The following is a 24,755-nucleotide window of genomic DNA, read 5'->3' on the forward strand; positions in this document are numbered from 1 at the left end:
TGCTCAGGCGCCCGGGCCGACGTTGCGTGATTCCCGCGTGCGCAGTTCGTGCACGTACTGGTCGGGGGCGCCCGCGCACTCGGCGGCGTCGGCGAGCAGACCGAGGTACCTCGCCGACGGCAACCCGCCCTCGAAGGCGTCCATGACGTACAACCACGCGAGCACGGTGTCGTCTGTGCCGGTGCCGGTGGGGGTGGTGGTGTCCACGGCGAACTCGGACTCCTGGGCATCGACCGGGGGACCGTCGGGCACCGTCGGCCGGCGGGTGACGCGGACCCGGATCTTGCGCGCGGGCATCTCGTCGGTGCCCTCCCAGCGGTCGAGTGCCCGGACGTCCTCCTCGGGGACGTCGTAGAGCACCACGAAGACCCTCGACCCCTGGTCCGGTACGACCGTGGCGACGGCGCCCTGCCAGGTGGGATCGTCCCCGGCGAAGGTGAGGCGCCAGCCGTCCACCCACCCGGTCCCGGCGAAGGGGGAGTGCGGCGCGCGGGTGTTCATCTGATCGGGATGCATGTTCGTCCCGTACGCGGCGTAAAGAGGCACGGTCACAACCCTAGTCCCTGGGGGCGGCACCGGGCCCGACGTCCTCGGCCCCGATCGGATCGTTCGACTACCGTGTACGGCGGACGTGACGCGGTCCGCCACAGCGGGGCGCGGCGCTCGGCCCTTACCCCAGCGAGCCGTGGAGGACATGTGACGCAACGCATCATCATCATCGGCGGCGGACCCGCCGGCTACGAGGCGGCGCTGGTCGCCGCCCAGTACGGTGCGGACGTCACGATCGTCGACGCGGACGGCATCGGCGGCAACTGTGTGCTCAGCGACTGCGTGCCGTCCAAGACGTTCATCGCCACCACGGGCGTCCGCACGGACATGCGTCGCGCAGAGGAGATGGGCGTCCAGGCTCACTTCGACCCCACCGCATACAAGCTGGGGCAGGTCAACGGGAGGGTCAAGTCCCTGGCCCGCGCGCAGTCCGCCGACATCCGGGCGCAGCTGCAGCGAGAGGGCGTGCGGCTGATCTCCGGCTGGGCGCGTCTGCACGACTCGCAGCCGGGCATGGCCTCGCACCGGGTGGCAGTGACCTTCGAGAACGGGCAGGAGAAGATCTTCGACGCCGACGTGGTCCTCATGGCCACCGGGTCCAGCCCGCGCGTGCTCCGGGGCGCCGAGCCCGACGGTGAGCGGATCCTCAACTGGCGTCAGCTCTATGACCTCACCGAGCTGCCCACCCACCTGGTCGTGATCGGCTCGGGCGTCACCGGTGCCGAGTTCGTCTCGGCGTTCACCGAGATGGGCGTCAAGGTCACCATGGTCTCCAGTCGAGACCGGGTGCTGCCGCACGAGGACGCCGACGCCGCCCTGGTGCTGGAGGAGGCACTGAGCGAGCGTGGCGTGTCGCTGGTCAAGCACGCGCGCGCCGACGCGGTCGAGCACTTCGAGGACGGCATCATCGTCCGCCTCGGTGACGGGCGCACGGTCAAGGGCTCGCACGCCCTCATCTGTGTCGGGTCGGTGCCCAACACGCAGGGCCTCGGTTTGGAGAACGCGGGCGTCGAGTTGCAGTCCAGTGGCCATATCAAGGTCGACCGCGTCTCCCGCACCACCGCCCCGGGCATCTACGCCGGTGGCGACTGCACGGACCTGTTCCCGCTGGCTTCGGTGGCAGCCATGCAGGGCCGCATCGCGATGTACCACGCGCTCGGCGAGGGCGTGAACCCCATCAAGCTGCGGACCGTGGCCTCCGCGGTGTTCACGCGGCCCGAGATCGCCACGGTCGGCATCTCGCACGCGCAGATCGAGAGCGGCGAGGTCCCCGCCCGCGTCGAGGTCATGCCGCTGGCCGGCAACCCGCGGGCCAAGATGCGCAGCCTGCGGCGCGGCTTCGTCAAGCTCTTCTGTCGCCCGGCCTCCGGCGTGGTGATCGGCGGCGTGGTCGTGGCCCCCACGGCGTCCGAGCTGATCCTGCCGATCTCGGTGGCGGTCCGGAATCAGCTGACGGTGGGCGACCTCGCGGGGTCGTTCTCGGTCTACCCGTCGATGACGGGCACGATCACCGAGGCGGCGCGCCAGCTCATGCGCCACGACGACCTGGACTGATCGCGTCCGCCGGGCTCAGCCCTCGGCGTCCGCCCAGCAGAGCGTGCGCTCGACCGCGTCGTTCCACCGCGCGAGCAGCCGTTCGCGCTCCTGCCCGGGCATCTGCGGCGACCAGCGGCAGTCCTCCCGCCACAACTCGCGTAGGCGGTCGGGCGAATCCCACTGACCCACCGCCAACCCGGCCGCGAACGCGGCCCCGAGCGCGGTGGTCTCGGTGACCTGGGGCCGGATCACGTCCACGCCGAGGATGTCGGCCTGGAACTGCATGAGGTAGTCGTTGACCACCATCCCGCCGTCGACGCGCAGCGAATCCGCGGACTCACCGGCGTCGGCCACCATCGCGTCGGTCATCTCGCGGGTCTGGAACGCGGTCGCCTCCAGGGCCGCTCGGGCCAGGTGCGCGCGCGTGTGGAAGCGGGTGAGCCCCACCATCGCGCCACGGGCGTCCGGCCGCCAGCGCGGGGCCAGCAGCCCCGAGAACGCGGGCACCAGATAACAGTCCCCGTTGTCCTCGAGCGACTTGGCCAAACCCTCCGTCTCGCCCGCGGTGGAGATCACCCCGAGGTTGTCACGCAGCCACTGCACCAACGACCCGGCCACGGCCACCGAGCCCTCCAGCGCGTAGACCGGGTCGTCGTCCCCGAGCTGGTAGGCCACGGTGGTGAGCAGGCCGTTGTCGCTGAACTGAGGCGTCGTTCCCGTGTTGAGCAAGAGGAACGCGCCCGTTCCGTAGGTGTTCTTGGCCTCGCCGGGCTCGAAGCAGGTCTGGCCGAACATCGCGGCCTGCTGATCGCCGAGGATCCCCGCTATGGGCGTACCGCCGAACATTCTGCGCCGGGCCACGTGACCCAGCACCCCGGAGGAGGGGACGATCTCCGGGAGCATCGCGCGGGGCACACCGATCTCGCGACAGAGTTCCTCGCTCCACTGCAGGGTCCGCAGGTCCATGAGCAGAGTGCGCGACGCGTTGGTGACATCCGTGACGTGGAGGGCCTCCTCGCCGTCGTCACCCCCACGCCTCCCACCGGTCAGGTTCCACACCAGCCACGAGTCGATGGTCCCCGCCAGCAGTTCCCCGGCCTCCGCGCGCTCGGTGCCGCGCTCTCCCCGGGAATCGAGGTGATCGAGGATCCACCGGATCTTGGGCCCGGCGAAGTAGGTCGACAGGGGCAGCCCGGTGACATCTCGGAAGCGGTCGTCTCCGTCGGGGTGTCCGTCGGCGAGGCGCGCACAGAGCCCCGACGTGCGCGTGTCCTGCCAGACGATCGCGTTGTAGACGGGCTCGCCGGTGACCCGGTCCCACACCACGGTCGTCTCGCGCTGGTTGGTGATGCCGATCGCGGTGACCGCCGCCGGCTCGAGGTCCACCCGGCCCGCCACCTGGCCCATCGCGGTGCGAACGTTCGCCCAGATCTCCATCGGATCGTGCTCCAACCACCCCGCGCGCGGGAGGACCTGGCGGTGCTCCACCTGGACCGTCGCCGCGGGGACCGGCATGCCCTGGTTGTCGAAGAGTATCGCCCGCGTCGACGTGGTGCCCTGGTCGATCGCCAGAATGTAGGTGTTCCTAGTCACGTGCCCAAGACTACGTCCGGTCGGGCGTAGAGTCGGGTCCGACCGACCGAACCACACGCCCGGCCGCGGAGGGAGCGTCCATGCGCACGACCAGGTCCAGATCCGTCCTCGGACCCGACCGCCGCGCCGAGGACTGGCGCAGGCTGGAGGAGGACACGTTCGACGTCGTGGTCGTCGGCGGCGGCGTGGTCGGCACGGGCAGTGCGCTGGACGCCGCCACCCGCGGGCTCAACGTGGCGCTCGTCGAGGCCCGCGACTTCGCGGCGGGCACCTCCTCCCGCAGCTCCAAGATGTTCCACGGCGGGCTGCGCTACCTCGAGCAACTCGACTTCGGCCTGGTCGCCGAGGCGCTGCACGAGCGGGAGCTCAGCATGACGCGTCTGGCGCCGCACCTCGTCACCCCGCTGAAGTTCCTCTTCCCCCTGACCCGCCGCTTCTGGGAACGCCCGTACATGGCCGCCGGCTTTGTGCTCTACGACGTGATGGGTGGTGCGAAGAGCGTCCCCCCGCAGAAGCACTACAGCCGGGCCGGCGCCCGTCGCGTGGCCCCCGGGCTGCGGGAGGACGCCGTGGTGGGCGGGATCCGCTACTGGGACAGCCTCGTCGACGACGCGAGGCACACCCTCACCCTGGCCCGGACGGCCGCGCACCACGGGGCGGTCGTGGCCAACTCGACCCAGGTGATCGGCTACCTCCGTGAGGGGGACCGGGTCACCGGCGTGCGCGTCCGCGACGCGGAGACCGGGCACGAGACCGACGTGCGGGCCCGTGTCGTGCTCAACGCGGCCGGCGTGTGGACCGACCAGCTGCAGCGGATGCTCGGGGAGGAGGGCGGTTTCACCGTCCGGGCGTCCAAGGGCGTGCACATCGTCGTGGACCGCGACAGGGTCGACTCCGAGGCGGCGCTGATCCTGCGCACCGAGAAGTCCGTGCTGTTCGTCATCCCGTGGGGCGAGTACTGGATCATCGGCACCACCGATACCGACTGGCAGCTCGACCTGGCCCACCCGGCGGCCACCGGAGCGGACATCGAGTACATCCTCGGCCACGTCAACTCCGTGCTCACCACGCCCATTCGCCGCGAGGACGTGCGTGGCGTCTACGCGGGGCTGCGACCGCTGCTGTCGGGCGGCGCGGACTCCACCGCCAAGCTCTCGCGCGAGCACGCGGTGATGACCGTCGCCCCCGGGGCCGTGGTGGTGGCGGGCGGCAAGTACACGACCTACCGCGTGATGGCCGCCGACGCGGTCGACGCGGCGGTGTCCGAGCTGGGCGAGCGGGCCGCGTCGGTACCGCCCTCGACCACCGAGCGGATCCCGCTCCTGGGCGCCGACGGGTATCCGGCGATGGTCAACCGCGCCGACCGGATCGCCGATCACTACGAGATCCGCGAGGACCAGATGCAGCACCTGCTCGGCCGCTACGGCACGCTGGCCGAGGACGTCCTCGACCTGGCGGCGGACCGCCCCGACCTGCTCGATCCTGTCGGCGGGGCCGAGCGCTACCTGCGCGTGGAGATCGTCTACGCCGCCCAGGCCGAGGCGGTCCTGCATCTCGAGGACGTCCTGGTCCGCCGCACGCGGATCTCGATGGAGTACCAGCACGGAGGCGTCGACTGCGCGCGCGAGGTCGCCGACCTCATGGCCGGGTTGCTCGGATGGGACCCGGACCGCGTCGCGCGCGAGGTGGAGCTTTTCGAGCGGCGGATCGTCGCCGAGCGGGCGAGCCAGGTGGTGGAGTCCGACGACGAGGCGGACGAGTTCCTCAGGAGTGTGCCCGAGGTCCGCGAATTCCTGGTGGACGCGGCGTTCGATCCCGCCAGCGCGGAGCCCGTGGTCGAGCACTCGGCCGGCCCGGGGGCCTGAGACCCGCCGACGCCGGGCGGTAGGACCCCACAACCGCGAAATCCGCTACTCCGGCCGGGGATCCGCTACGCCTGCGGGGGTAGCGGATCCGTAAGGGGAGTAGCGGATTCCGGGGGTGGGGTCGTCGACGGCGCGGACGGGTCCCGCCCGCGCCGTCGGCGGATCACTTGATCTCGCAGAGCACCGTGCCCTGGGTGACCGCTGCACCGGCGTCTACCGACAGGTCGGTGATGACGCCGTCCTTGTGGGCGGTGACGGGGTTCTCCATCTTCATGGCCTCGAGCACGGCCACGAGCTCGCCGGCCTTGACCTCCTGGCCCTCGGTGACCGCGACCTTGACGACGGTGCCCTGCATGGGCGCCGACACGGCGTCACCGGACGCGGCCGCACCGGCGGCGCCGCCGCGGGTGCGGGACTTGGCCTTGCGGCGTACGGTGCCGCCGGCGTGCGAACCGCCGAACGCGAGGTCGCCGGGCAGCGAGACCTCGACGCGACGGCCGTCCACCTCGACGACGACCTTCTTGCGCTCGACGGGCTCGTCATCGTCGGCCGGGGCACCGGTGGGCGTCCACGGCTCGATCGGGTTGTCCCACTCCTCCTCGATCCACTTGGTGTAGACATCGAACTTCTTGCCGTCGCCGACGAACGCCGGGTGGGTGACGATGTGCTGGTGGAACGGCAGGACCGTGGCCATGCCCTCGATCCTGTACTCCGCCAGGGCGCGGGCGGACCGGGCCAGGGCCTGGTCGCGGTCCTCGCCCCAGACGATGAGTTTGGCGAGCATCGAGTCGAACTGACCGCCGATGGTGTCACCCTGCTCGACACCCGAGTCCATGCGCACGCCCGGGCCGGTGGGCTCGTGGTAGGCGGTGATGGTGCCGGGGGCGGGCAGGAAGTTCCGGCCGGCGTCCTCACCGTTGATGCGGAACTCGAACGCGACACCGCGGGGCTCGGGGTCCTCGGTGAACTCGAGCACCTCGCCCTCGGCGATCTTGAACTGCTGCAGGACGAGGTCGATGCCCGCGGTCTCCTCGGTGACCGGGTGCTCCACCTGGAGGCGGGTGTTGACCTCGAGGAATGAAATGGTGTCGCCCTGGACCATGTACTCGACGGTGCCCGCACCGTAGTAACCGGCCTCCTTGCAGATGGCCTTGGCGGACTCGTGGATGCGCCCCCGCTGCTCGTCGGTGAGGAACGGCGCGGGCGCCTCCTCGACGAGCTTCTGGAAGCGACGCTGCAGGGTGCAGTCGCGGGTGCCGGCGACGATCACGTTGCCGTGCTGGTCGGCGAGGACCTGCGCCTCGACGTGGCGGGCCTTGTCGAGGTACTGCTCGACGAAGCACTCGCCTCGACCGAAGGCGGCGGTCGCCTCACGGGTGGCCGACTCGAAGAGCTCGGCGACCTCCTCCATCTTGTGGGCGACCTTCATGCCGCGTCCGCCGCCGCCGAAGGCGGCCTTGATGGCGATGGGCAGGCCGTACTGCTCGGCGAACTTCACGACCTCGTCGGCGTTCGCGACCGGGTCCTTGGTGCCGGCGGCCATGGGCGCGTTGGCGCGCTCGGCGATGTGGCGCGCGGTGACCTTGTCGCCCAGGTCGCGGATGGCCCGGGGCGGGGGCCCGATCCAGATGAGGCCGGCGTCGATGACGGCCTGTGCGAAATCGGCGTTCTCGGACAGGAAACCGTAGCCCGGGTGGATCGCGTCGGCACCGGACTTGGCGGCGGCGTCGAGGATCTTGTCGAAGACCAGGTAGGACTCCGCGGAGGTGGTGCCACCCAGGGCGAAGGCCTCGTCGGCCAGCTTGACGAACAGGGCGTCGGCATCGGGCTCGGCGTACACGGCCACGCTGGCCAGGCCGGCGTCCTTCGCCGCGCGGATCACACGGACGGCGATCTCGCCGCGGTTGGCGACGAGGACCTTGGTGATGTGAGAGCTGGCATGACTGGGCACTCAGGGCCTCCTGGTGATGGACGTCTCTACTGGCGGTCGGCCGGGAGGCCCACCGAGTTCTTCCGCAGTCTAATGAGAGGCCTCCCTCATGTGTGGTGTCGGGGTCGGCGGGCCGGCCGCCGGGGGCGGCGCACGGGGGACCCGGGAGAGGCGTGACCTGCGCGTTCTGGTAGCCGCTCCGGGCCGTCAGCCGCGGAGCTCGGGGCGCCAGACGCGGTGTGCGTGGATGCCGGCGCTCTGCAACAGGCGTCGCAGGAGCGGCAGGCTGAGCCCGATCACGCTCGACGGGTCGCCGTCGATCCGATCGATGAACCAGCCGCCGAGGGACTCGATCGTGAACGCGCCCGCGCATTCAAGCGGCTCGCCGGTGCGCAGGTACACGTCGAGGTCGGAATCGGAGGGGGCGCCGAAGTGGACCGTGGTGTCGGAGGTGTCGGCGTCGGAGAAGGTGACGGCGTAGGAGGTCTCGCCGGTGAGGTCGGCCACGATCAACGCGTGGCCGGTGAGCAGGACCCCGTGCCGGCCGCGCATCCTGTGCCACCGCTCGAGGGCGCGCTCGTAGGTGTGGGGCTTGCCCTCGAGGTGCCCGTCCACCAGCAGCATGGAGTCGCACCCCACGACGATCAGGGTGTCCGCGCCCGCCGCCCGCGCATCCTCGGCGAGCTGCGCGCCCTCGCGGTGGAGGACGTCCTCCGCCTTGGCCCGGGCGAGTTCCTCGACGACCCGCACGTGCGGTGTCCCCGCGGGCAGCGCGGCGTGGACCGCGTCCTCGTCGACCTGCGGATGGCGGACGAGCGGGTCGACCCCGGCCTGTTCGAGGATGCGGAGACGGGATGGGGAGGCGGAGGCGAGGACGAACGCGATCATGGGCTAGAGCGTAGCCACGTGCTCACGAGCGCGGCAGCAGCATCGTCACGGTCAACGTGGAGGGCTCGAGGGCGCGGACCCGGTGCCGCAGCTTGGCGGTGAGGTGCACGATCTCACCGGGGCGCAGGTCGAGGTCGCGGTCCGGGAGGCCGAACTCGACGTGTCCGCGCAGCAGCTGCACGAGGACGGGGTGGAAGGCGGCGTGATCGGCGAGTTCCTGGCCCTCATTGAACTCGAAAGCCACGACCTTGGTCGTCTCGTCTCGGTGGATCACGGTGGCGCCCGGGCGGTCCGTGGACGGCTCGGCGCGCCCGATGATGTCCGTGTGATGGGTGGCCGTGCCCTCGCCGGTGCCGGCCCGCCTGCCGTGTTCGCGGTCATCGGACACGTGGTTTCCCCCTCGCAGGCGGTGGGCCCGGCGCGCGGCGCGCCGGGCCCACCGGTCAGTACTGGCGGCGGTTGAGGAACGAGTTGGGGTTGTAGCCGAACGGCGGCCGAAGCCGGTCCTCGAGGGCCCCCCAGTCGTTCTTGATCCCGGTGTCGTGCCCGCCGTGGGCGGCGTTGCCCTGGGCGGTCGCGAAGACCGCGGCCAGGATGCCCACCTCGGTGGCCGACGGGTCGCCCCCGACGACCTCGAAGAACGGCTTCTCGGCGCCGGCGGCCCTGTCCTGCTGCTGGTCGCCGGTCACAGCGGGATGTTCCCGTGCTTCTTGGCCGGCACCTCGACGACCTTGCGGTCGAGCAGCCGCAGGGCCTGGGCGACCTGTAGGCGGGTGTGCGACGGCGGGATCACCGCGTCGACGTACCCCCGCTCGGCGGCGACGTACGGGTTGACGAGGGTGTCCTCGTACTCGGCCTGCAGCTTCAGACGCAGGGCGTCGACGTCCTCACCGTTGGCGGCGGCCTGCTTGAGCTCGTTACGGTAGACGAACCCGACCGCGCCCGAGGCGCCCATGACGGCGATCTCGGCGGTCGGCCACGCCAGGTTGATGTCCGCGCCCATGTGCTTGGACCCCATGACGTCGTACGCGCCGCCGTAGGCCTTACGGGTGATGACGGTGACCTTGCCGACGGTGGCCTCACCGTAGGCGTAGAGGAGCTTGGCGCCGCGGCGGATGATGCCGTCGAACTCCTGGCCGGTGCCGGGCAGGAAGCCCGGGACGTCGACCAGGGTGAGGATCGGGATGTTGAACGCGTCGCAGGTGCGGACGAAGCGCGCGGCCTTCTCGGAGGCCTTGATGTCCAGGCAGCCGGCGAACTGGGTCGGCTGGTTGGCCACGATGCCGACGCTGCGCCCCTCGATGCGACCGTAGCCGACGATGATGTTCATCGCGTACTGGCCCTGGACCTCCAGGAACTCGCCGTCGTCGACGATGTGCGAGATGACCTCGTGCATGTCGTACGGGCTGTTCGAGGAGTCGGGGATGATCGTGTCGAGCTCGTGGTCCTCGAGCGTGAGGTTGTCCTCGATCGCGCCCTCGGCCACGGGGTAGGGGAGCCGCGGGGCCTCGGCCCGGTTGTTGCTCGGCAGGTAGGACAGCAGGTCCTTGACGAAGTCGAGGGCGTCCTGCTCGTCGCTGGCCGTGTAGTGGGAGACGCCGGACTTGGTCATGTGGGTGGTGGCACCGCCGAGCTCCTCCTGCGACACCTCCTCGCCGGTGACGGTCTTGATGACGTCTGGGCCGGTGACGAACATCTGCGAGGTCTTGTCGACCATCACGGTGAAGTCGGTGAGGGCGGGCGAGTACACGTGGCCGCCGGCGGACGGGCCCATGATGAGCGATACCTGCGGGATGACACCCGAGGACAGGACATTGCGGTGGAAGATCTCGCCGTACAGGCCGAGCGAGACGACGCCCTCCTGGATGCGGGCGCCGGCACCGTGGTTGATGCCGATCATCGGACGGCCGGTCTTCAGGGCCAGGTCCATGACCTTGACGATCTTCTCGCCGTAGACCTCACCGAGCGACCCGCCGAAGACGGTGGCGTCCTGGGAGAACACGCAGACGCTGCGTCCGTCGATCGTGCCGTATCCGGTGATGACACCGTCACCGAGCGGGCGGCGCTCCGCGAGGCCGAAGGTGGTGGCGCGATGGCGGGCCAGGGCATCGATCTCCACGAACGAGCCCGGGTCGAGGAGGTTCTCGATCCGCTCGCGGGCCGTCATCAGGCCCTTCTCGTGGGTCTTGTCCACCGCGGCCTGCCCCATGGGGGCCCGGGCCTCGTCGAGGCGCCGACGCAACTCGGACAGCTTCCCGGCGGTCGTGTGGATGTCGGGGGTTGCAGCGTCCGTTTGGACGTCGGCGCTCACGTCCGGTTCTGAGGCAGTCGTCATGTTGCAAGACTCTAACTAGTCGCCGCGCTCCGTGGCGACGTGACCCGGCCGACGTCCCCCGCCAGACGGCCCGCGCCCCGTGTCGGAGCGGGCACATACCCTGGGTGTCGTGCACGCAGACACCGGTACCGAGACCCCGCCCGCGCTGGACGCCGACGCGCTGCGTCGCGTCCTGGTGGTGGGGCCGGACGCCCCGTACTCCTCACTCGAGGTGGTCGAGGACATCGGCTCGACCAACGCCGAACTCCTCGCCCGCGCGGCCGCGGGCGCGCCCGACCGCAGTGTGCTGCTGGCCGAGCACCAGGCGTCGGGGCGTGGCCGGCTCGGCCGCGTGTGGACCGCCCCGCCCCGCACGCAGGTCGCCGTCAGCGTCCTGCTGAGACCAGGTGCGGTCTCGCCGGCGCTCTTCGGGTGGCTGCCGCTGGTCACCGGCCTGGCGATCCGCGACGGGCTCCGCGAGGCCGGCGGTGTGGACGCCACCCTCAAGTGGCCCAACGACGTCCTGGTCGACGGCCGGAAGATCGCCGGGATCCTCGCCGAGATGACCACGGTCCCCGCCGGGGGCGACTACTCCGTGCGCCTGCCCGCCATCGTGGTGGGCGTCGGGATCAACGTGTCCCTCACCCGGGCGCAACTGCCGGTGCCGCACGCCACCTCGCTCGCGTTGGCCGGCGGATCGGTCGACCGGGACCGCCTCGCGAGAGCCGTGCTGGAGGCGTTGGCCCTGCGCCACGGGCAGTGGCGCGAGTGTGAACACGGGAGCGGATCGACCATCTCGGACCCGCTCAAGACGACCTACTCCGAAGCCTGCTCCACCATCGGCGCCGACGTGCGGGTCGAGCTGCCCGGGGACATCGTGCGGACCGGGCGAGCCGACCGGGTGGACCGAGAGGGCCGCCTCGTCGTCGTCGACACCGACGGCGAGTTCCCCGTGGCGGCGGGCGACGTCACCCACGTCCGCGGCGTCGGCGGTCAGTGGGGCGGCTGAGTCGTGGGTTTCGTCCGATCGGTGCTCGCGCCGGGGGAGACGCTCGTCGTCCACACCCACCCGCACTGGCGCGCGCTCGTCAGACCCGCGCTCGTCACACTCGTCGGCGCCGGACTCGCCGGCATCGCCGGCGGCTTCATAGAGGTCCAGGTCGTCCACGCCGGGGACCGGACCGCCACCTGGGCCATGGTCGCGGTGCTGTTCTCCCTCGTCGTCCTCCGGTTCGCCCTCTGGCCGCTGATCCGCTGGGCGCGCACGGACCTCGTCGTCACCGACGAACGCGTGCTCTATCGCCCGGCCGGCTCCAACCGGCGGTGCGTGGACGTGCCGTTGCGCCGCATCAGTGCCGTCCGCTTCCGCCACACCCTCGCCGACCGCGCGCTGGGCACGGGCTGCCTCATCCTCGAACTGGGGCACCTCCCGCCCATCGAGATCGACCACGTCCCCGAGGTGGCCCGCGTCCACGCCGCCGTCTACGACGAGCTCCTCCGGCTGCCCCCGCCACCGCTACCCGCCCCGCTGCCCGCGGCGCCGCGCTCGCGCTGGGGCCTGCCGGGGCGGCGCTGAGACCCGGGCGGCGTGAGACGATGGTCTGCGTGAACGACGACTCGCGCATCCGCCGCAATCCACTCGCAGCGCCCGTCGTGGCGATGATCGGCGGCGGGCAGCTCGCCCGCATGACCCACCAGTCGGCCGTCGCCCTGGGCCAGACCCTCCGGGTGCTCGCCGCCGACCCGCTCGACCCCGCGGCCCAGGTCACGCCCGACGTCGTGATCGGCGCCCACGACGACCCCGACGCCGTCCGAGCCGCCGCCGAGGGCGCCGACGTGATGACGTTCGACCACGAGCACGTGCCCCCGCAGATCCTGCTCGACCTCGAGGCCTCGGGCGTCGCCGTCCGCCCGCGCGCCTCCGCGCTCATCCACGCGCAGGACAAGCTCGTCATGCGGCGCGCCCTCGCCGAGATCGGCGCGCCGATCCCGCCGTTCACCGGCGTGGACTCGATCGAGGACGTCCGGCGCTTCCACGACGAGCAGGACGGGCGGATCGTCCTCAAATCGGCCCGCGGCGGCTACGACGGGCGCGGCGTCTGGATGCCGGACTCGCTCGAGGAGGCCGAGCGCATCGCCTCCGAGCAGCTCGCCGCCGGGGTGCCCGTGATGGCCGAGGCCCGGGTGCCGTGGACCCGGGAGCTGTCGGCGATGGTCGCGCGGTCCCCGTTCGGTCAGGGCGCCGTGTGGCCGGTCGTCGAGACCGTGCAGCGCGACGGGATCTGCGCCGTCGCGATCGCTCCCGCCCCCGGACTTCCCGACGACCTGCGTTCGGCCGTCCAGGCGACCGCCCTCAAGCTCGCCGAGCACCTGGACGTCACCGGCGTCATGGCCGTCGAGCTGTTCGAGGTCGTGGGCTCAGACGGTCGCCCCGGCGTGCTGGTCAACGAGCTGGCGATGCGCCCCCACAATTCCGGGCACTGGACCATGGACGGGGCCACCACCAGCCAGTTCGAGCAGCACCTGCGTGCCGTGCTCGACTACCCGCTCGGCTCGACCGTGCCCACCGCCCCGCTCACCGTGATGGCCAACGTCCTCGGCGCGCCCGAGACCCCCGAGATGAGTATGGACGAGCGTGTCCACCACCTCGCAGCGCGGTTCCCGCACGCCAAGGTGCACCTTTACGGCAAGTCCGAGCGACACGGGCGCAAGATCGGGCACGTCAACGTGCTCGCCGACCCGGGGCTCGACCCGGACGACGAGGACCAGGTGGCCGCCGTGCGCGCGGTGGCAGAGCTGGCCGCCCACTGGCTCTCCCACGCCCGCTGGGCCGACGGCTGGGACCCGCACACGGGCGCGCCCGTCGGCGACTTCGAACGCTGAGCTCACCGCCCCGTCCGGACGGCCCGCCACCCGGACGCGGCACGTACCGGACGACCCCGGGGCGGCCGGCGCCCCGGCCACCCACGGCTGACACACCTCCACGAAAGGCGACGAGATGACCGCGCGACAGGACGGGCCGCAGGTCGGCCTCATCATGGGCAGTGACTCCGACTGGCCCACCATGGAGGCGGCGGCAGAGGCGCTCGCCGAGTTCGGGATCCCGTTCGAGGTGGGCGTCGTCTCCGCGCACCGCACCCCGCACAAGATGCTCGACTACGCCCGCTCGGCCGCCGGTCGCGGCATCCGCGTGGTGATCGCCGGCGCGGGCGGAGCCGCGCATCTGCCGGGCATGGTCGCCTCCGCGACCGCGCTGCCCGTGATCGGAGTGCCGGTTCCGCTCAGGCACCTCGACGGGATGGACTCGTTGTTGTCGATCGTGCAGATGCCCGCGGGGGTCCCGGTGGCGACCGTCTCGATCGGGGGAGCCCGTAACGCCGGGTTGCTGGCGGTCCGGATCCTCGCCGCCGCCGATCCCGCGCTGCGCGAGCGGATGGAGGGCTTCCAAGCGGAGCTCGAGGCGATGGTCGAGCGCAAGGACGACGCGCTCCGGCAGCGCCTGCTCGGCTGACAGGCGGGTGGCATCACGCCGATACGTTCCGCGATGCGGAAAGCGGGGTCGCAGGCGGGGGAGGAATCCAGTTAGCCGCTGGTAACCTGGGTGGCCGGGTGCACCCCGGATCCACTCGCGAGCCGACGCCGTTGCGCGACCGGCACTCACCGATGTCCGGACACCAGCGCCCGCCGCGTGACCAGCACTGACGAATCCCCTTTGGAGGCCCGCACATGTCCGGTAACCCCGACTTCGATCTGTACCGTCCGGCGGAGGAGCACGAGGAGCTGCGTGCCGCGATCCGCGCGCTGTCGGAGAAGGAGATCGAGCCCCACGCCGCGGACGTCGACGAGAACGAGCGGTTCCCGCAGGAGGCCCTCGATGCGCTCAACGCGTCAGGCTTCAACGCGGTCCACATCCCCGAGGAGTACGAGGGGCAGGGCGCGGATTCGGTCGCGGCGTGCATCGTGATCGAGGAGGTCGCCCGGGTCGACGCCTCGTCCTCGCTGATCCCGGCGGTGAACAAGCTCGGCACGATGGGCTTGATCCTGGCCGGCGGCGAGGAGCTCAAGCAGAAGGTGCTGCCCGAGATCGCCGCGGGCAGGATGGCCTCTTACGCCCTGTCGGAGCGTGAGGCCGGCTCGGATGCCGCCTCGATGCGCACGCGTGCCAAGGCCGACGGGGACGACTGGATTCTCAACGGCTCCAAGGCGTGGATCACCAACGGTGGCAAGTCCACCTGGTACACGGTCATGGCCGTGACCGACCCGGACAAGGGCGCCGGTGGCATCTCGGCGTTCATGGTGCACGCCGACGACGAGGGTTTCGGGGTGTCCAAGACCGAGAAGAAGCTCGGCATCAAGGGCTCTCCCACCGCGGAGCTGTACTTCGAGAACGTCCGCATCCCGGGCGACCGGATCATCGGCGAGCCCGGCACCGGCTTCAAGACCGCGTTGCAGACCCTGGACCACACGCGCCCGACGATCGGTGCGCAGGCCGTGGGTATCGCGCAGGGCGCACTCGACGCGGCGATCGCCTACACCAAGGAGCGTCGCCAGTTCGGCAAGGCGATCTCGGATTTCCAGAACACGCAGTTCATGCTGGCGGACATGGCCATGAAGGTGCAGGCGGCGCGGCTGATGGTCTACACCGCCGCCGCGAACGCCGAGCGCGGCAGCGCGCCCGGTGGCGAGAAGCTGGGCTTCATGGCCGCGGCGTCCAAGACGTTCGCCTCGGACGTGGCGATGGAGGTCACCACCAACGTGGTGCAGCTGTTCGGTGGCGCGGGGTACACGCGTGATTTCCCGGTCGAGCGCATGATGCGCGACGCCAAGATCACCCAGATCTACGAGGGCACCAACCAGATCAACCGCATGGTCATGGCCCGTCAGCTCCTGGCCTGACCGATCGGCTGAACCCCGCCTCGATCTGCCCCTCCGATCGCGATCGACCCCCGGAACCCCGGGGGCGGATCGCAGTCGGAGGGGCAGATCGCGTTGCGGCCCGGATCGCGCCTGGTAGGCGGCGGGTGGAGTCGGGGCGGGAGGAGAACGCCCCGCCCCGCCGGCGCCGGAACGCTCCGCCGGCGCTCGGTGTCCGGTGCCCTAGGCGGTGAGCGTGGTGCGCTCGGTGTCCGCGATCCCCGCCACGGCGGGGTCGTCGGCGTCGGCGCCCGTGACGAGCACGGCCGTGCCGCCGGAGGCGAACACCCGCGCGAGGGTGGCCACCACGTCGTCGCGCTCTCGGCCGGCGACCAGCGCGCGGCCGGAGAGAGCGGGGTCGGTCAGTTGGTCGAGCGGCAGGCCGTCGAGGGCGAGATCACCGCCGCCGGAGGGGACGAACGCGTCGGGGTGGATACGGCACGCCTCCGCGAGGTCGGTGACGCCGGGCGGCACCTCGACGCCCGCGGCGGCCAGGGGCCGGCCCATCGGGTCGGTGGTCATGAGGAGGGTCTCGACGTCGGCGGGGTGGCGGTCGAGGCGGTCGGGGACGGTGACGACGACGACGGCGTCGTCCGCCGACCCTGCACGGACCTCGGCGCCCGCCCACCAGGCGCCCAGCAGGACACCCGCGGTGAGCCAGTGGGCGGGCAGGTCGCACACGATCCCGTCACCGGGCGTCACCCCGAGTTCGTCGCGGAGCAGTCCCGCGATCTTCGCCGCCCAGTTGGCGGTCGAGGTGACCGACAGTTCGACCCGGGACGGGGCGGCCTGGTCGTAGTGGGTGACCATCGGCGCCCCGGGGTCGAGCGCGAGCAGCGGCTGGAGGACGGTGTCTGCGGCGGTGTTCACTCGGGTGGCCTCCTGGCGTCGTGGGGTGGTTCCGGGGCGCGGGTGTCGGGCCCGCCTCCGGGGTCAGTTCACGCAGGGTACGTCGGAGCCGCCGGCGTCGAAGGTCGGACGCTGCGCGATCGACGGCGGGAGCGGCGCGTACGTGGTGGTGGCGGGGGAGTATGACTCGGTCGTGGCGGCCTCACCGGTGGGGCCGCTGTAGTCGTCCGCGAGGACCACGCGGACGGTGCCGGGCGGGACCGCGGGGTCGACCTGGACCGGCAGGCCACCGAGCGCGTCGGAGACGGCGAACGCGGCGGCGTCGTCGGCGGAGCGCGCCGCCACGTGCGAGGTGTAGGCGGCGGCGGGGTCGGTGAGCAGGTCGCCGGTGGCGTAGCCCAGTTCGGTGAGCGCACCGGAGACCCGGGCGGCCAGCCCGTCGATCGCGGTGGTGTTGACCACCGACACGGCGATCGTCGCGGGGTCGACGCCGGGCTCACCGGGAGCGGGCTCGCTCGCCCCGCCGTCCGCGACGTCCTCGTCCTCCTCGGTGCTGGCGAAGCCCGCGACGAACTCCGACACCTGGACGGGGTCGGCGGTGACGATGGACTCTCCCCACTCGGTGAAGGAGTCGATGCTGGTGACCGGGATGGTCTCGAAGCGGACGCTGCCGCCGCTGATGTCCTTGAGCTTCATGGCGAAGTCCACGAAGTCCCAGTTCTCGTCGATCACGAACGAGCGCTTGGCGGCGTCGACCAGCGCACCGAGCTTGGTGGGATCGGCGAGGGTGCCGGCCGAGAGGATCTTCTTGACCAGCTGCGACATGAACACCTGCTGGCGGACTATGCGGTCGAGATCGCCGGCTGGCAGGTCGTGGCGCTGGCGGACGAAGCTCAGAGCGTCCGACCCGGAGACGGTCTGGACGCCGGCGTCGAAGTCGGCGCCCGACAGCGGCTCGTCGACGGGCTCGTTGAGGCAGACGGGGACACCGCCGACCGCGTCGGTGAGCAGTACGAAGCCCAGCAGCCCAATCTCAGCGTAGTGGTCGGCCTGGACTCCGGTGAGGTCCGCGACGGCACCGATGAGTCCGTTCCGGCCCGCGTTGACGGCCGCGCGCTGGTCCTCCTCGGTGACGGCGCCCTCGGGGTCCGAGGCCATGACCCGCTCGAGATAGGCCTCCTTGTTGGCCGCGTACACGCCGTTGATCTTGCTGCCGCCGACGGTGCTGGTCTCCACGTACACGTCACGCGGGATGGAGATCGCGGTGGCGGAGCTGCCGTCTTCCGGGATGCGGATGAGCAGGATCGTGTCGGTGTTCTCGCCGTCCTCCTCGCCGGTGCGGAGGGTGGCGAGTTCCTCCTGACTGAGTGGGTTGCCCTGGGCGTCGGTCCGGTTGTCGGTGCCGACCAGCAGGATGTCGACCGCGCCGTCGAGACCGCCGTCGCCCACATTCAGGCCGCCGGCGGAGGACAGGTCCGAGCTGAGTCCGCTGACCAGCGTCCAGCCGACGCCGGTGACCAGGAGGCACACCGCGGAGACGAGGGCGGCGAGGACGCGGCCGATGCGTGAGCCCACCGGGCGGGCCGGGGTGGCGTGGCGCCTGCCCCGCGCCCGGCTGTGGGCGCGACGGGGAGTCACTGGCAGCTCGGCGCTCATCCACCGTCCTTGTCCTCGAATAGGGGCCGCTCGAGGCCGCCGACGATCATCCCACGGTACCGCGCCGCGCGCCGGGCCTCGGAATCGACGGGCCGCGTCGTAGGGTGTTGCGCGTGACGACCCGACTACCCGTCGTGACGGTGACGTATTCGCCGGGCGACCACCTCCGCAGCTTCGTCGAGACCCTCCCGGCGGCCACGTCCAGGCCGGTGGCGCTGGTGATGGCGGACAACGGATCGACCGACGGGGCGCCCGAGGCCGTCGCCGCCGAGCACGACTTCGCCGAGTTCTTCCCGACCGGCGGCAACCTCGGCTACGGCACCGCGATCAACCGGGCCGTGGCCGAGATCGCCGCGCGTCCGGACGAGTTCGACCAGGAATTCGTCCTGGTGGTCAACCCGGACGTGACGTTCGAACCCGGCTCGGTGGACGCCCTGCTAGCGGCGGCGCGGCGGTGGCCCCGCGCGGCCGCGTTCGGCCCGCGGATCTCCGAGACGGACGGGTCGGTGTACCCGTCGGCGCGCTCGGTGCCGCGGCTCGGGGCCGGGATCGGTCACGCCCTGCTCGGCCAGGTGTGGCGGGGCAACCCGTGGACCGCGCACTACCTCGACGGCGCGGACATGGAGACCGAGCGGACCGCGGGCTGGCTGTCCGGCTCGTGCCTGTTGTTGCGCCGTGAGGCGTTCGACGCGCTGGGCGGGTTCGACGAGCGCTACTTCATGTACCTGGAGGACGTGGACCTGGGTGACCGGTTCGGGCGCGCCGGTTGGCAGAACGTGTACGTCCCGGACGCCGTGATCCACCACGACCGGGGCCACGCGGCGAAGGCGGTGCCCGAGTTCACCCTCCGGGCCCACCACCGCAGCGCGTATCTGTTCCAGGCGGACAGGCACGCACGAACCTGGCAGGCACCGATACGCTGGGCGATCAAAGCGGGCCTGGAACTGCGGTGCCGCCTCGCGATCCGGTCCGCGCGGCGCGCCGCGCGCTCGTCCGGCGGCCGCCACGGCTGAGCCCGCGGGGGCCCGGTCCGACCCACGACCGACATCCACCCACCGCCCCGGCGGGTCGCGAGCGCGACCGCGGGGCCCGACGACCCCAGGAGCTTCATCGTGACCTCGACGACCACCGGGAGCGCCGCGACCGGCGACGACCTGATCGCCGACACCGAGGCGGTGGTGCTGGTCGGCGGGAAGGGCACGCGGCTGCGGCCCCTGACGATCTCCGCGCCCAAGCCCATGCTCCCGACCGCGGGCCTGCCGTTCCTCACCCATCTGCTCTCGCGCATCCGCGCGGCCGGCATCCGGCGGGTCGTGCTGGGCACGTCGTTCAAGGCCGAGGTGTTCGAGGAGCACTTCGGCGATGGCTCGGATCTGGACCTCGACATCTCGTACGTGGTGGAGACCGAGCCGCTGGGCACGGGTGGCGGAATCCGCAACGTGCTGCCCGAGCTCACCGCGTCGACCGTCATGGTGTTCAACGGCGACGTGCTCGGCGGGACTGACCTGCGGGAGATCCTGGCCCTGCACCGGGCCAAGGACGCCGACCTGACCATGCACTTGGTGCGCGTGTCCGACCCGCGCGCGTTCGGGTGCGTCACGACCGACGACGACGGCCGCGTGCAGGAGTTCCTGGAGAAGACGCAGGATCCGCCGACCGACCAGATCAACGCGGGCTGCTACGTCTTCCGTCGCGAGCTCATCGAGCAGATCCCGGAGGGGCAGCCCGTCTCGGTCGAGCGGGAGACCTTCCCGCAGTTGCTCGGCGAGGGCAGGCGGGTATACGGGTTCGTCGACTCGGCGTACTGGCGCGACATGGGCACCCCGGAGGACTTCGTGCGCGGCTCGTCGGACCTCGTCCGCGGGATCGCCCCGTCGCCGGCGCTCGACGGCCACGCGGGGGAGGCCCTCGTCCACGAGGGCGCCGGGGTCGGCGCGGGCGCCGTGCTCGTCGGCGGCACGGTCGTGGGTCGGGGTGCGGAGATCGGCGCGGGCGCCAGGCTGGACGGCGCCGTCGTCTTCGACGGCGCCCGGATCGAGGCGGGCGCGACGGTCGAGCGGTCGATCGTCGGCTTCGGCGCGAGGATCGGCCACCGGGCGCTCGTCCGTGACGGCGTGATCGGCGACGGCGCCGTGATCGGCGCGCGCTGCGAGCTCCTGCGCGGCGCCCGGGTGTGGCCGGGCGTCGAGATCCCCGACGGCGGGATCCGCTACTCCACGGACATGTAGGCGTCGCCGGCCGGGCGCGGCTCCCGCGGCGGGACCGGCTCGGCCGGATATCCGACCGCGACCGCGCCCAACGGCCGCCACGTGGACGGCAGGCCCAGTTCGCGGCGCGTGGTGTCGGCGGCGAAGATCGTCGAGCCCACCCAGCACGAGCCCAGACCACGCGCGGCCAGCGCCACCAGCAGCGACTGCACCGCCGCGCCGCCGGCCACGGTGAACATGGTCTCCTCGCAGGCGGCCCGCCGGGCGTCCGGGTAGTCGTGCGCGCCGGCGTCGTCGTCGACGAACGGCAGGATCAGTTCCGGGCAGGTGCGCAGCAGATCGCCCCGCCCGAGTCGGCGGGCCAGCACCTCGCCGGTGTGCCCGTCGGCGCGCAGGTCGCGCTCCCAGTCCGCGCGCAGGGCGCCGAGCAGCCGCGTCCGAGCCCGGCCCGAGACCCGCACGAACCGGATCGGCGTGCTGTGGTGCGGTGCGGGCGCGGTGAGCGCGTCCGCCACGGCGTCTGCCAGCACCTCGGCGTCGACGGGCTCGTCGGAGAACCGGCGGACCGAGCGGCGGGCGGGAACGGCCTCACGTCGCCCCTGCGCCACGGCCTCGGCGGTCCCCAACCGGAACAGATCCGCCGACCCGTCCCTGACCAGGTCACGGGCCCGCCGGGGGACGTCCACCTCGTCGTCGTCGTCGTCGAGCAGGAGGTGGCCCAGGCCCCGCACCACCGCGACGGGCCGCGCACCGAGCTTGCCCTTGACCAGGTCCGCCGCCGAGGCGATCTCGTCGGCCACGGCCACGTCGGTCACCAGCAGTTCGTTGCCCTGGCGGTCCACGGCGCCGTCGTATCCCACCGACACCCGCAGCCCGGCGGCGCCGATGGCCATGTCGATCTGGCCGGTGCGCCAGGCCCGCCCCATGGTGTCGGTGACGACTACGGCGACGCGCGCGCCGGTGAGGCGGCGCAGTTCGCGGGCGAGGGTGGCGGCGGAGGCGTCGGGGTCCTCGGGCAGCAGTGCGAGCTCGCGGGCGTCGACGTTGGAGCCGTCGACGCCAGCGGCGGCCTGCACGATCCCCAGCCGGTTCTCGGTGATGAGCGTGCGGTTGACCCGCGCCACGACGCGCACGGACTCGGCGTCGACCAGCCGTCGCCGTAGGGCGTCGCGCTCCTCGGGGTCCGTGGGCGCGGGCACGATCCGGCCCTCGGTCTTGGACAGGACCTTGGAGGTGAGGACCACGACGTCGCCGTCGCCCAGGCCGTGCGGGTCGGCGGTGAGCGCGTCGGCGAGGGCACCGGCGAGATCGTCACCGGGGCGGAACTCGGGCAGGCCGTCGGGCGCCCACATCGTCACGTCGGAGGGCGCGGCGTGCTCGATGGTCCGACGACGGATCTCGGGGACGGCGCCGTCGGTCATCGGTCGCCCCGTGCGGGGACCTCGAGCCCGGCCAGCTCGATCACGGCGGCGAGCATGTCCGCCGTGGCGTCGGGGTCGGTCATGAGCAGGGGCGCCTCGCGCACGGCGACGCCGGCGACGTCGCCGGAGCCGTCGGTGGGGCCGTCGCCGGGGGCGACGAGCCAGCCGTCGATGAGGCCCGTGCCCGAGCGGGCGCCGTAGTGGCGCGCGACCGCGGTGGCGGAGGTCTCGACGCCGATCGCGGTGAGGCACGCGTCGGCCATACCGCGCAGCACCGCGCCGCCGATGACCGGGCTGACGCCCACGACGGGGGCGGGGGTGGAGCGCAGCGCGGCGCGCATCCCGGGGACCGCGAGGATCGCGCCGACGGAGACCACGGGGTTGGAGGGGGCGACGACGACGAGGTCCGCCGTCCCGATCGCCTCCAGCGCCTCGGGTGTCGGGGAGGCGGACTCCGCGCCGATCTGGACGAAGCCGGAGGCGGGCAGTTGCGCCCTGTGCCGGACCCACCACTCCTGGAAGTGGATCGCCCGCGAGCCGGTGGCGGACCCGCCCGCCTCACCCGCCCCGGCCCCGCCGTCCGCGGTCGACGGGTCGGTCACCACGACGTGCGTCTCGCATCGGTCGTCGGTGACGGGCAGCAGGCGCACGCCGGGGCACCAGCGGGTGCAGAGCGCCTCGGTGACGTCGGTGAGGCGGTAGCCGGCGTTGAGCATCTGGGTGCGCACGAGGTGGGTGGCGAGGTCCTTGTCGCCGAGGCCGAACCAGTCGGGCTGGACGCCGTACGCGGCGAGCTCGTCGCGGCAGTTCCAGGTCTCTCCGGCGTGGCCCCAGCCGCGCTCGGGGTCGATGCCTCCGCCGAGGGTGTACATACACGTGTCGAGGTCGGGGCAGATGCGGACGCCGTGCATCCAGGCGTCGTCCCCGACGTTGACCACCGCGTCGATGCGGTGGGGGGAGTCGGCGCGGGCGGACTCGGAGTCCAGCCCGAGCAGCCGACGGGCGCCGAGGAGGAAACGGGCGCCACCGACGCCTCCGGCCAGAACACAGATCTTCACGGGGACGAGACTAGTGACGGGCCCGGGAGCCGGGGGCGCGACCCCGCTGGGCTGCGGAGTCCGGCGCGGCGTGGCGGCAGAGACCGGCGCAGCGATGGAGGCGAAGCCCCACGCGGCGGCGTGTCGCAAGCCACATCCGAGGCGGCGTGTCACCGGTCATAGCCGCAGGGGAAAATGGTAGGTCCCGCCGATTTCGCTTGACCTTCGCGGCTTGCATGTGTGTAATCACAGGTGTGTCATTCCCTGGTGGGTGACGGTAAACCACGTTACGGACACCGGCAGGGCGCTGGGCCGACGGCGCCCTGACGATCGAGGCCTTACGCGATCGCGCCGGTGACGGGCACTCCATCGCGGATCTTTCGCAGACGAACAACGCAACACGAAGGGATGACCGTGGATCGACAGTCACGCACCGTCGCGGGACCCGAGCTGGCTCTGGTCGACCTCGGTGTCCCCGGCCTGTTCGTCGAGGACGAGCAGGAGAGCTGGCAGGACCGGGCTCTGTGCGCGCAGACCGATCCCGAGGCGTTCTTCCCCGAGAAGGGCGGCTCGACCCGCGAGGCCAAGAAGATCTGCACCGGGTGCGAGGTCAAGGCGGAGTGTCTCGAGTACGCGCTGGCCAACGACGAGCGGTTCGGCATCTGGGGCGGGCTGTCCGAGCGCGAGCGGCGACGCATCAAGCGCGACGCCGTCATCTGATCCCCGGCCGCCGCGCGATCATCCCCTCCGCAGGTGCGCGGCGTTCAGTCCCCCTCCGGGCCCGCCTCGACCTCGTCCGGTGAGATCTCCAGGTGCTGCGACACCAGCTCCACGAGCACGGAGTAGATGAGATCCCGCAGGTCGTCGCCCTCCGGCGCACGCCGGGTGAGCGGCTTCCGGAACAGCACCAGCCGCGCGCGGGTCGGCTGCCCCGACCGGTCCACGCCCGCGGGCACGAGCCGGGCGAGCGGGACGTCGCCGTCGGCCACGACCTCCTCGGGCCAGGTCTCCCCGGGGCGCAGGCGCATCCGCGGCACCATGTCCACGGCGAGGTCCAGGTGCTCGAGGCGCGCGTGCCAGTGCTGGTCGATCTCCGCGAACGCCTCGAGGGCGGCGGCGTCGAACTCCGCCGACCGGCTGCGCCAGCGGGGCACCTCGGGCGGCAGGATCGGCCCGCGGGGCCCGTGACCGCGGCGGTCCGCGCGGCGAGACGTCACCACGCGCGGCCCGCGGCGCCCGGGATCGCCGGGGAAATCGCGGACGGAGATACGGCTGCCCGCGGCGACGTCGGACTGGCCGGCGCCCGGGATCGCGGTCCCTGTGGGCGGCCGTCCGGGAACCGGGGCGGTCGGGGTCATGGCGCGAGGATAACCCCGTCGGTGGCGGCCGGGTCGCACCGGTGTGGGCGGGTCGCGGCCCACCCGGACAGTGCGCGGGGCTACGCTGGGGCCTCGTGAGTGAGAACCGTCGTTGCTGCCGCCCGGGATGCCCCAACCGTGCGGTCGCCACTCTCACCTACGTGTACGCGGACTCCACGGCCGTCATCGGGCCACTGCCCGCGGTCCAGGAGCCGCACGCCTGGGACCTCTGCGCCGTGCACGCACTGCGCATCACCGCCCCCCGCGGCTGGGACCTCGTGCGTCATCCGGACCTCGACACCTCGGCCGAGGACTCCGATCTCACGGCCCTCCTGGACGCCGTCACCGGCGGCCCCGTCGGAGGGCGGCGGACCGGCGCGGCACTGGTCGACGCCGAACGCCTGCGCCGACTCGGGGTCTCCGATCCCGAGCCCGCGCTGGACCGCGCGCTGGCCGGCAGCGACCCGCTCCCGGCCCCCGGGCCGTCGACCGGCTCAGGGCGCCCCCACCTGCGGGTGGTCCCCGACGTGTCCACCGCCCGGGAAGACGGGTCCGACCGGCACTCCGGCGGCGCGGGCGGGTCCGGCCCCGCCGCCCGCTGACCCGCCGCCCGCAGGGTGGTCCGCCGCGTGATCGGC

Annotated in this window: 23 protein-coding genes; 11 read left to right on the forward strand and 12 right to left on the reverse strand. The window is 72.2% G+C overall.

What is annotated here, in order from left to right:
* Positions 1 to 3: 3 nt before the first annotated feature.
* Positions 4 to 546 carry a gamma-glutamylcyclotransferase family protein gene (locus C3V38_RS10535; protein WP_061228103.1) on the reverse strand — a complete coding sequence of 181 codons (543 nt, stop codon included), beginning with the start codon at positions 544 to 546 and terminating at the stop codon, positions 4 to 6.
* A gap of 150 nt (positions 547 to 696) precedes the next feature.
* Here C3V38_RS10535 and C3V38_RS10540 point away from each other — a divergent pair, with 150 nt between their 5' ends.
* Entirely contained in the window at positions 697 to 2,103 is a 1,407-nt protein-coding gene (locus C3V38_RS10540) for an NAD(P)H-quinone dehydrogenase (protein ID WP_061914034.1), read from the forward strand.
* Positions 2,104 to 2,118: 15 nt separating this feature from the next.
* Here the strand turns inward: C3V38_RS10540 and glpK are convergent, their stop codons facing one another.
* Complete coding sequence (gene glpK / locus C3V38_RS10545; protein WP_106385733.1) at positions 2,119 to 3,678, reverse strand: glycerol kinase GlpK; 1,560 nt, start codon at positions 3,676 to 3,678, stop codon at positions 2,119 to 2,121.
* 80 nt (positions 3,679 to 3,758) lie between these two features.
* On the opposite strand from glpK, the gene C3V38_RS10550 reads away from it, so the two are divergent.
* The gene (locus C3V38_RS10550; protein WP_061228060.1) at positions 3,759 to 5,543 is read left to right on the forward strand and encodes a glycerol-3-phosphate dehydrogenase/oxidase; all 1,785 of its coding nucleotides are present in this window, start codon (positions 3,759 to 3,761) and stop codon (positions 5,541 to 5,543) included.
* 163 nt (positions 5,544 to 5,706) lie between these two features.
* On the opposite strand, the gene C3V38_RS10555 is transcribed toward C3V38_RS10550, so the two are convergent.
* From C3V38_RS10555 to C3V38_RS10575, 5 genes are all read right to left on the reverse strand, one after another.
* On the reverse strand, positions 5,707 to 7,494 hold the full coding sequence (locus C3V38_RS10555) for an acetyl/propionyl/methylcrotonyl-CoA carboxylase subunit alpha (RefSeq protein WP_106385734.1): 1,788 nt from the start codon (positions 7,492 to 7,494) through the stop codon (positions 5,707 to 5,709).
* Positions 7,495 to 7,680: 186 nt separating this feature from the next.
* Positions 7,681 to 8,361, reverse strand: a complete 681-nt coding sequence (locus C3V38_RS10560; protein WP_106385735.1) for a nucleoside triphosphate pyrophosphatase — start codon at positions 8,359 to 8,361, stop codon at positions 7,681 to 7,683.
* A 22-nt stretch (positions 8,362 to 8,383) separates the two neighbouring features.
* A complete protein-coding gene (locus C3V38_RS10565; RefSeq protein ID WP_106385736.1) occupies positions 8,384 to 8,749 on the reverse strand; it encodes a cupin domain-containing protein in 366 nt (121 codons plus the stop codon).
* Positions 8,750 to 8,804: 55 nt separating this feature from the next.
* Entirely contained in the window at positions 8,805 to 9,050 is a 246-nt protein-coding gene (locus tag C3V38_RS10570) for an acyl-CoA carboxylase subunit epsilon (RefSeq protein WP_106385737.1), read from the reverse strand.
* On the reverse strand, positions 9,047 to 10,696 hold the full coding sequence (locus C3V38_RS10575) for an acyl-CoA carboxylase subunit beta (RefSeq protein WP_106385738.1): 1,650 nt from the start codon (positions 10,694 to 10,696) through the stop codon (positions 9,047 to 9,049). The genes C3V38_RS10570 and C3V38_RS10575 overlap by 4 nt, the downstream gene beginning before the upstream one ends.
* Before the next feature lie 109 nt (positions 10,697 to 10,805).
* Here C3V38_RS10575 and C3V38_RS10580 point away from each other — a divergent pair, with 109 nt between their 5' ends.
* The 5 genes from C3V38_RS10580 to C3V38_RS10600 all read left to right on the forward strand — a co-directional run bounded on the left by C3V38_RS10580 (position 10,806) and on the right by C3V38_RS10600 (position 15,571).
* Positions 10,806 to 11,684, forward strand: a complete 879-nt coding sequence (locus tag C3V38_RS10580; protein ID WP_106385739.1) for a biotin--[acetyl-CoA-carboxylase] ligase — start codon at positions 10,806 to 10,808, stop codon at positions 11,682 to 11,684.
* A 3-nt stretch (positions 11,685 to 11,687) separates the two neighbouring features.
* Positions 11,688 to 12,251 carry a PH domain-containing protein gene (locus tag C3V38_RS10585; RefSeq protein WP_106385740.1) on the forward strand — a complete coding sequence of 188 codons (564 nt, stop codon included), beginning with the start codon at positions 11,688 to 11,690 and terminating at the stop codon, positions 12,249 to 12,251.
* Between the two features lie 20 nt (positions 12,252 to 12,271).
* Positions 12,272 to 13,558, forward strand: coding sequence for a 5-(carboxyamino)imidazole ribonucleotide synthase (locus tag C3V38_RS10590; protein ID WP_106385741.1), 1,287 nt, complete (start codon positions 12,272 to 12,274; stop codon positions 13,556 to 13,558).
* Between the two features lie 115 nt (positions 13,559 to 13,673).
* Positions 13,674 to 14,186, forward strand: a complete 513-nt coding sequence (gene purE, locus C3V38_RS10595; RefSeq protein WP_106385742.1) for a 5-(carboxyamino)imidazole ribonucleotide mutase — start codon at positions 13,674 to 13,676, stop codon at positions 14,184 to 14,186.
* Between the two features lie 215 nt (positions 14,187 to 14,401).
* Complete coding sequence (locus tag C3V38_RS10600; protein WP_106385743.1) at positions 14,402 to 15,571, forward strand: acyl-CoA dehydrogenase family protein; 1,170 nt, start codon at positions 14,402 to 14,404, stop codon at positions 15,569 to 15,571.
* Positions 15,572 to 15,772: 201 nt separating this feature from the next.
* Here the strand turns inward: C3V38_RS10600 and C3V38_RS10605 are convergent, their stop codons facing one another.
* Both C3V38_RS10605 and C3V38_RS10610 read right to left on the reverse strand, forming a co-directional pair.
* Complete coding sequence (locus C3V38_RS10605; RefSeq protein WP_106385744.1) at positions 15,773 to 16,459, reverse strand: TIGR03089 family protein; 687 nt, start codon at positions 16,457 to 16,459, stop codon at positions 15,773 to 15,775.
* A gap of 63 nt (positions 16,460 to 16,522) precedes the next feature.
* Positions 16,523 to 18,094: an LCP family protein gene (locus C3V38_RS10610; protein WP_254425954.1), complete on the reverse strand. Its 1,572-nt coding sequence runs from the start codon at positions 18,092 to 18,094 to the stop codon at positions 16,523 to 16,525.
* A 113-nt stretch (positions 18,095 to 18,207) separates the two neighbouring features.
* Here C3V38_RS10610 and C3V38_RS10615 point away from each other — a divergent pair, with 113 nt between their 5' ends.
* The gene (locus C3V38_RS10615) at positions 18,208 to 19,107 is read left to right on the forward strand and encodes a glycosyltransferase family 2 protein (RefSeq protein WP_106385745.1); all 900 of its coding nucleotides are present in this window, start codon (positions 18,208 to 18,210) and stop codon (positions 19,105 to 19,107) included.
* Positions 19,108 to 19,206: 99 nt separating this feature from the next.
* A complete protein-coding gene (locus C3V38_RS10620) occupies positions 19,207 to 20,322 on the forward strand; it encodes a sugar phosphate nucleotidyltransferase (protein WP_371412117.1) in 1,116 nt (371 codons plus the stop codon).
* On the opposite strand, the gene C3V38_RS10625 is transcribed toward C3V38_RS10620, so the two are convergent.
* Both C3V38_RS10625 and cofD read right to left on the reverse strand, forming a co-directional pair.
* Positions 20,304 to 21,722: a coenzyme F420-0:L-glutamate ligase gene (locus C3V38_RS10625; protein ID WP_106385746.1), complete on the reverse strand. Its 1,419-nt coding sequence runs from the start codon at positions 21,720 to 21,722 to the stop codon at positions 20,304 to 20,306. The genes C3V38_RS10620 and C3V38_RS10625 overlap by 19 nt on opposite strands.
* On the reverse strand, positions 21,719 to 22,780 hold the full coding sequence (gene cofD, locus C3V38_RS10630) for a 2-phospho-L-lactate transferase (RefSeq protein WP_106385747.1): 1,062 nt from the start codon (positions 22,778 to 22,780) through the stop codon (positions 21,719 to 21,721). Before cofD ends, C3V38_RS10625 begins: the two co-directional genes overlap by 4 nt.
* A 387-nt stretch (positions 22,781 to 23,167) precedes the next feature.
* On the opposite strand from cofD, the gene C3V38_RS10635 reads away from it, so the two are divergent.
* Entirely contained in the window at positions 23,168 to 23,479 is a 312-nt protein-coding gene (locus tag C3V38_RS10635; protein ID WP_007627711.1) for a WhiB family transcriptional regulator, read from the forward strand.
* A gap of 44 nt (positions 23,480 to 23,523) precedes the next feature.
* Here C3V38_RS10635 and C3V38_RS10640 read toward each other — a convergent pair whose 3' ends face one another.
* A complete protein-coding gene (locus C3V38_RS10640; protein WP_061915300.1) occupies positions 23,524 to 24,027 on the reverse strand; it encodes a metallopeptidase family protein in 504 nt (167 codons plus the stop codon).
* A gap of 185 nt (positions 24,028 to 24,212) precedes the next feature.
* Here C3V38_RS10640 and C3V38_RS10645 point away from each other — a divergent pair, with 185 nt between their 5' ends.
* A complete protein-coding gene (locus tag C3V38_RS10645; protein ID WP_106385748.1) occupies positions 24,213 to 24,719 on the forward strand; it encodes a DUF3499 domain-containing protein in 507 nt (168 codons plus the stop codon).
* Positions 24,720 to 24,755 lie beyond the last annotated feature (36 nt).

The sequence above is a fragment of the Dietzia sp. oral taxon 368 genome (assembly GCF_002999155.1).
In the GTDB taxonomy this organism is placed as follows: Bacteria; Actinomycetota; Actinomycetes; order Mycobacteriales; family Mycobacteriaceae; genus Dietzia; species Dietzia cinnamea.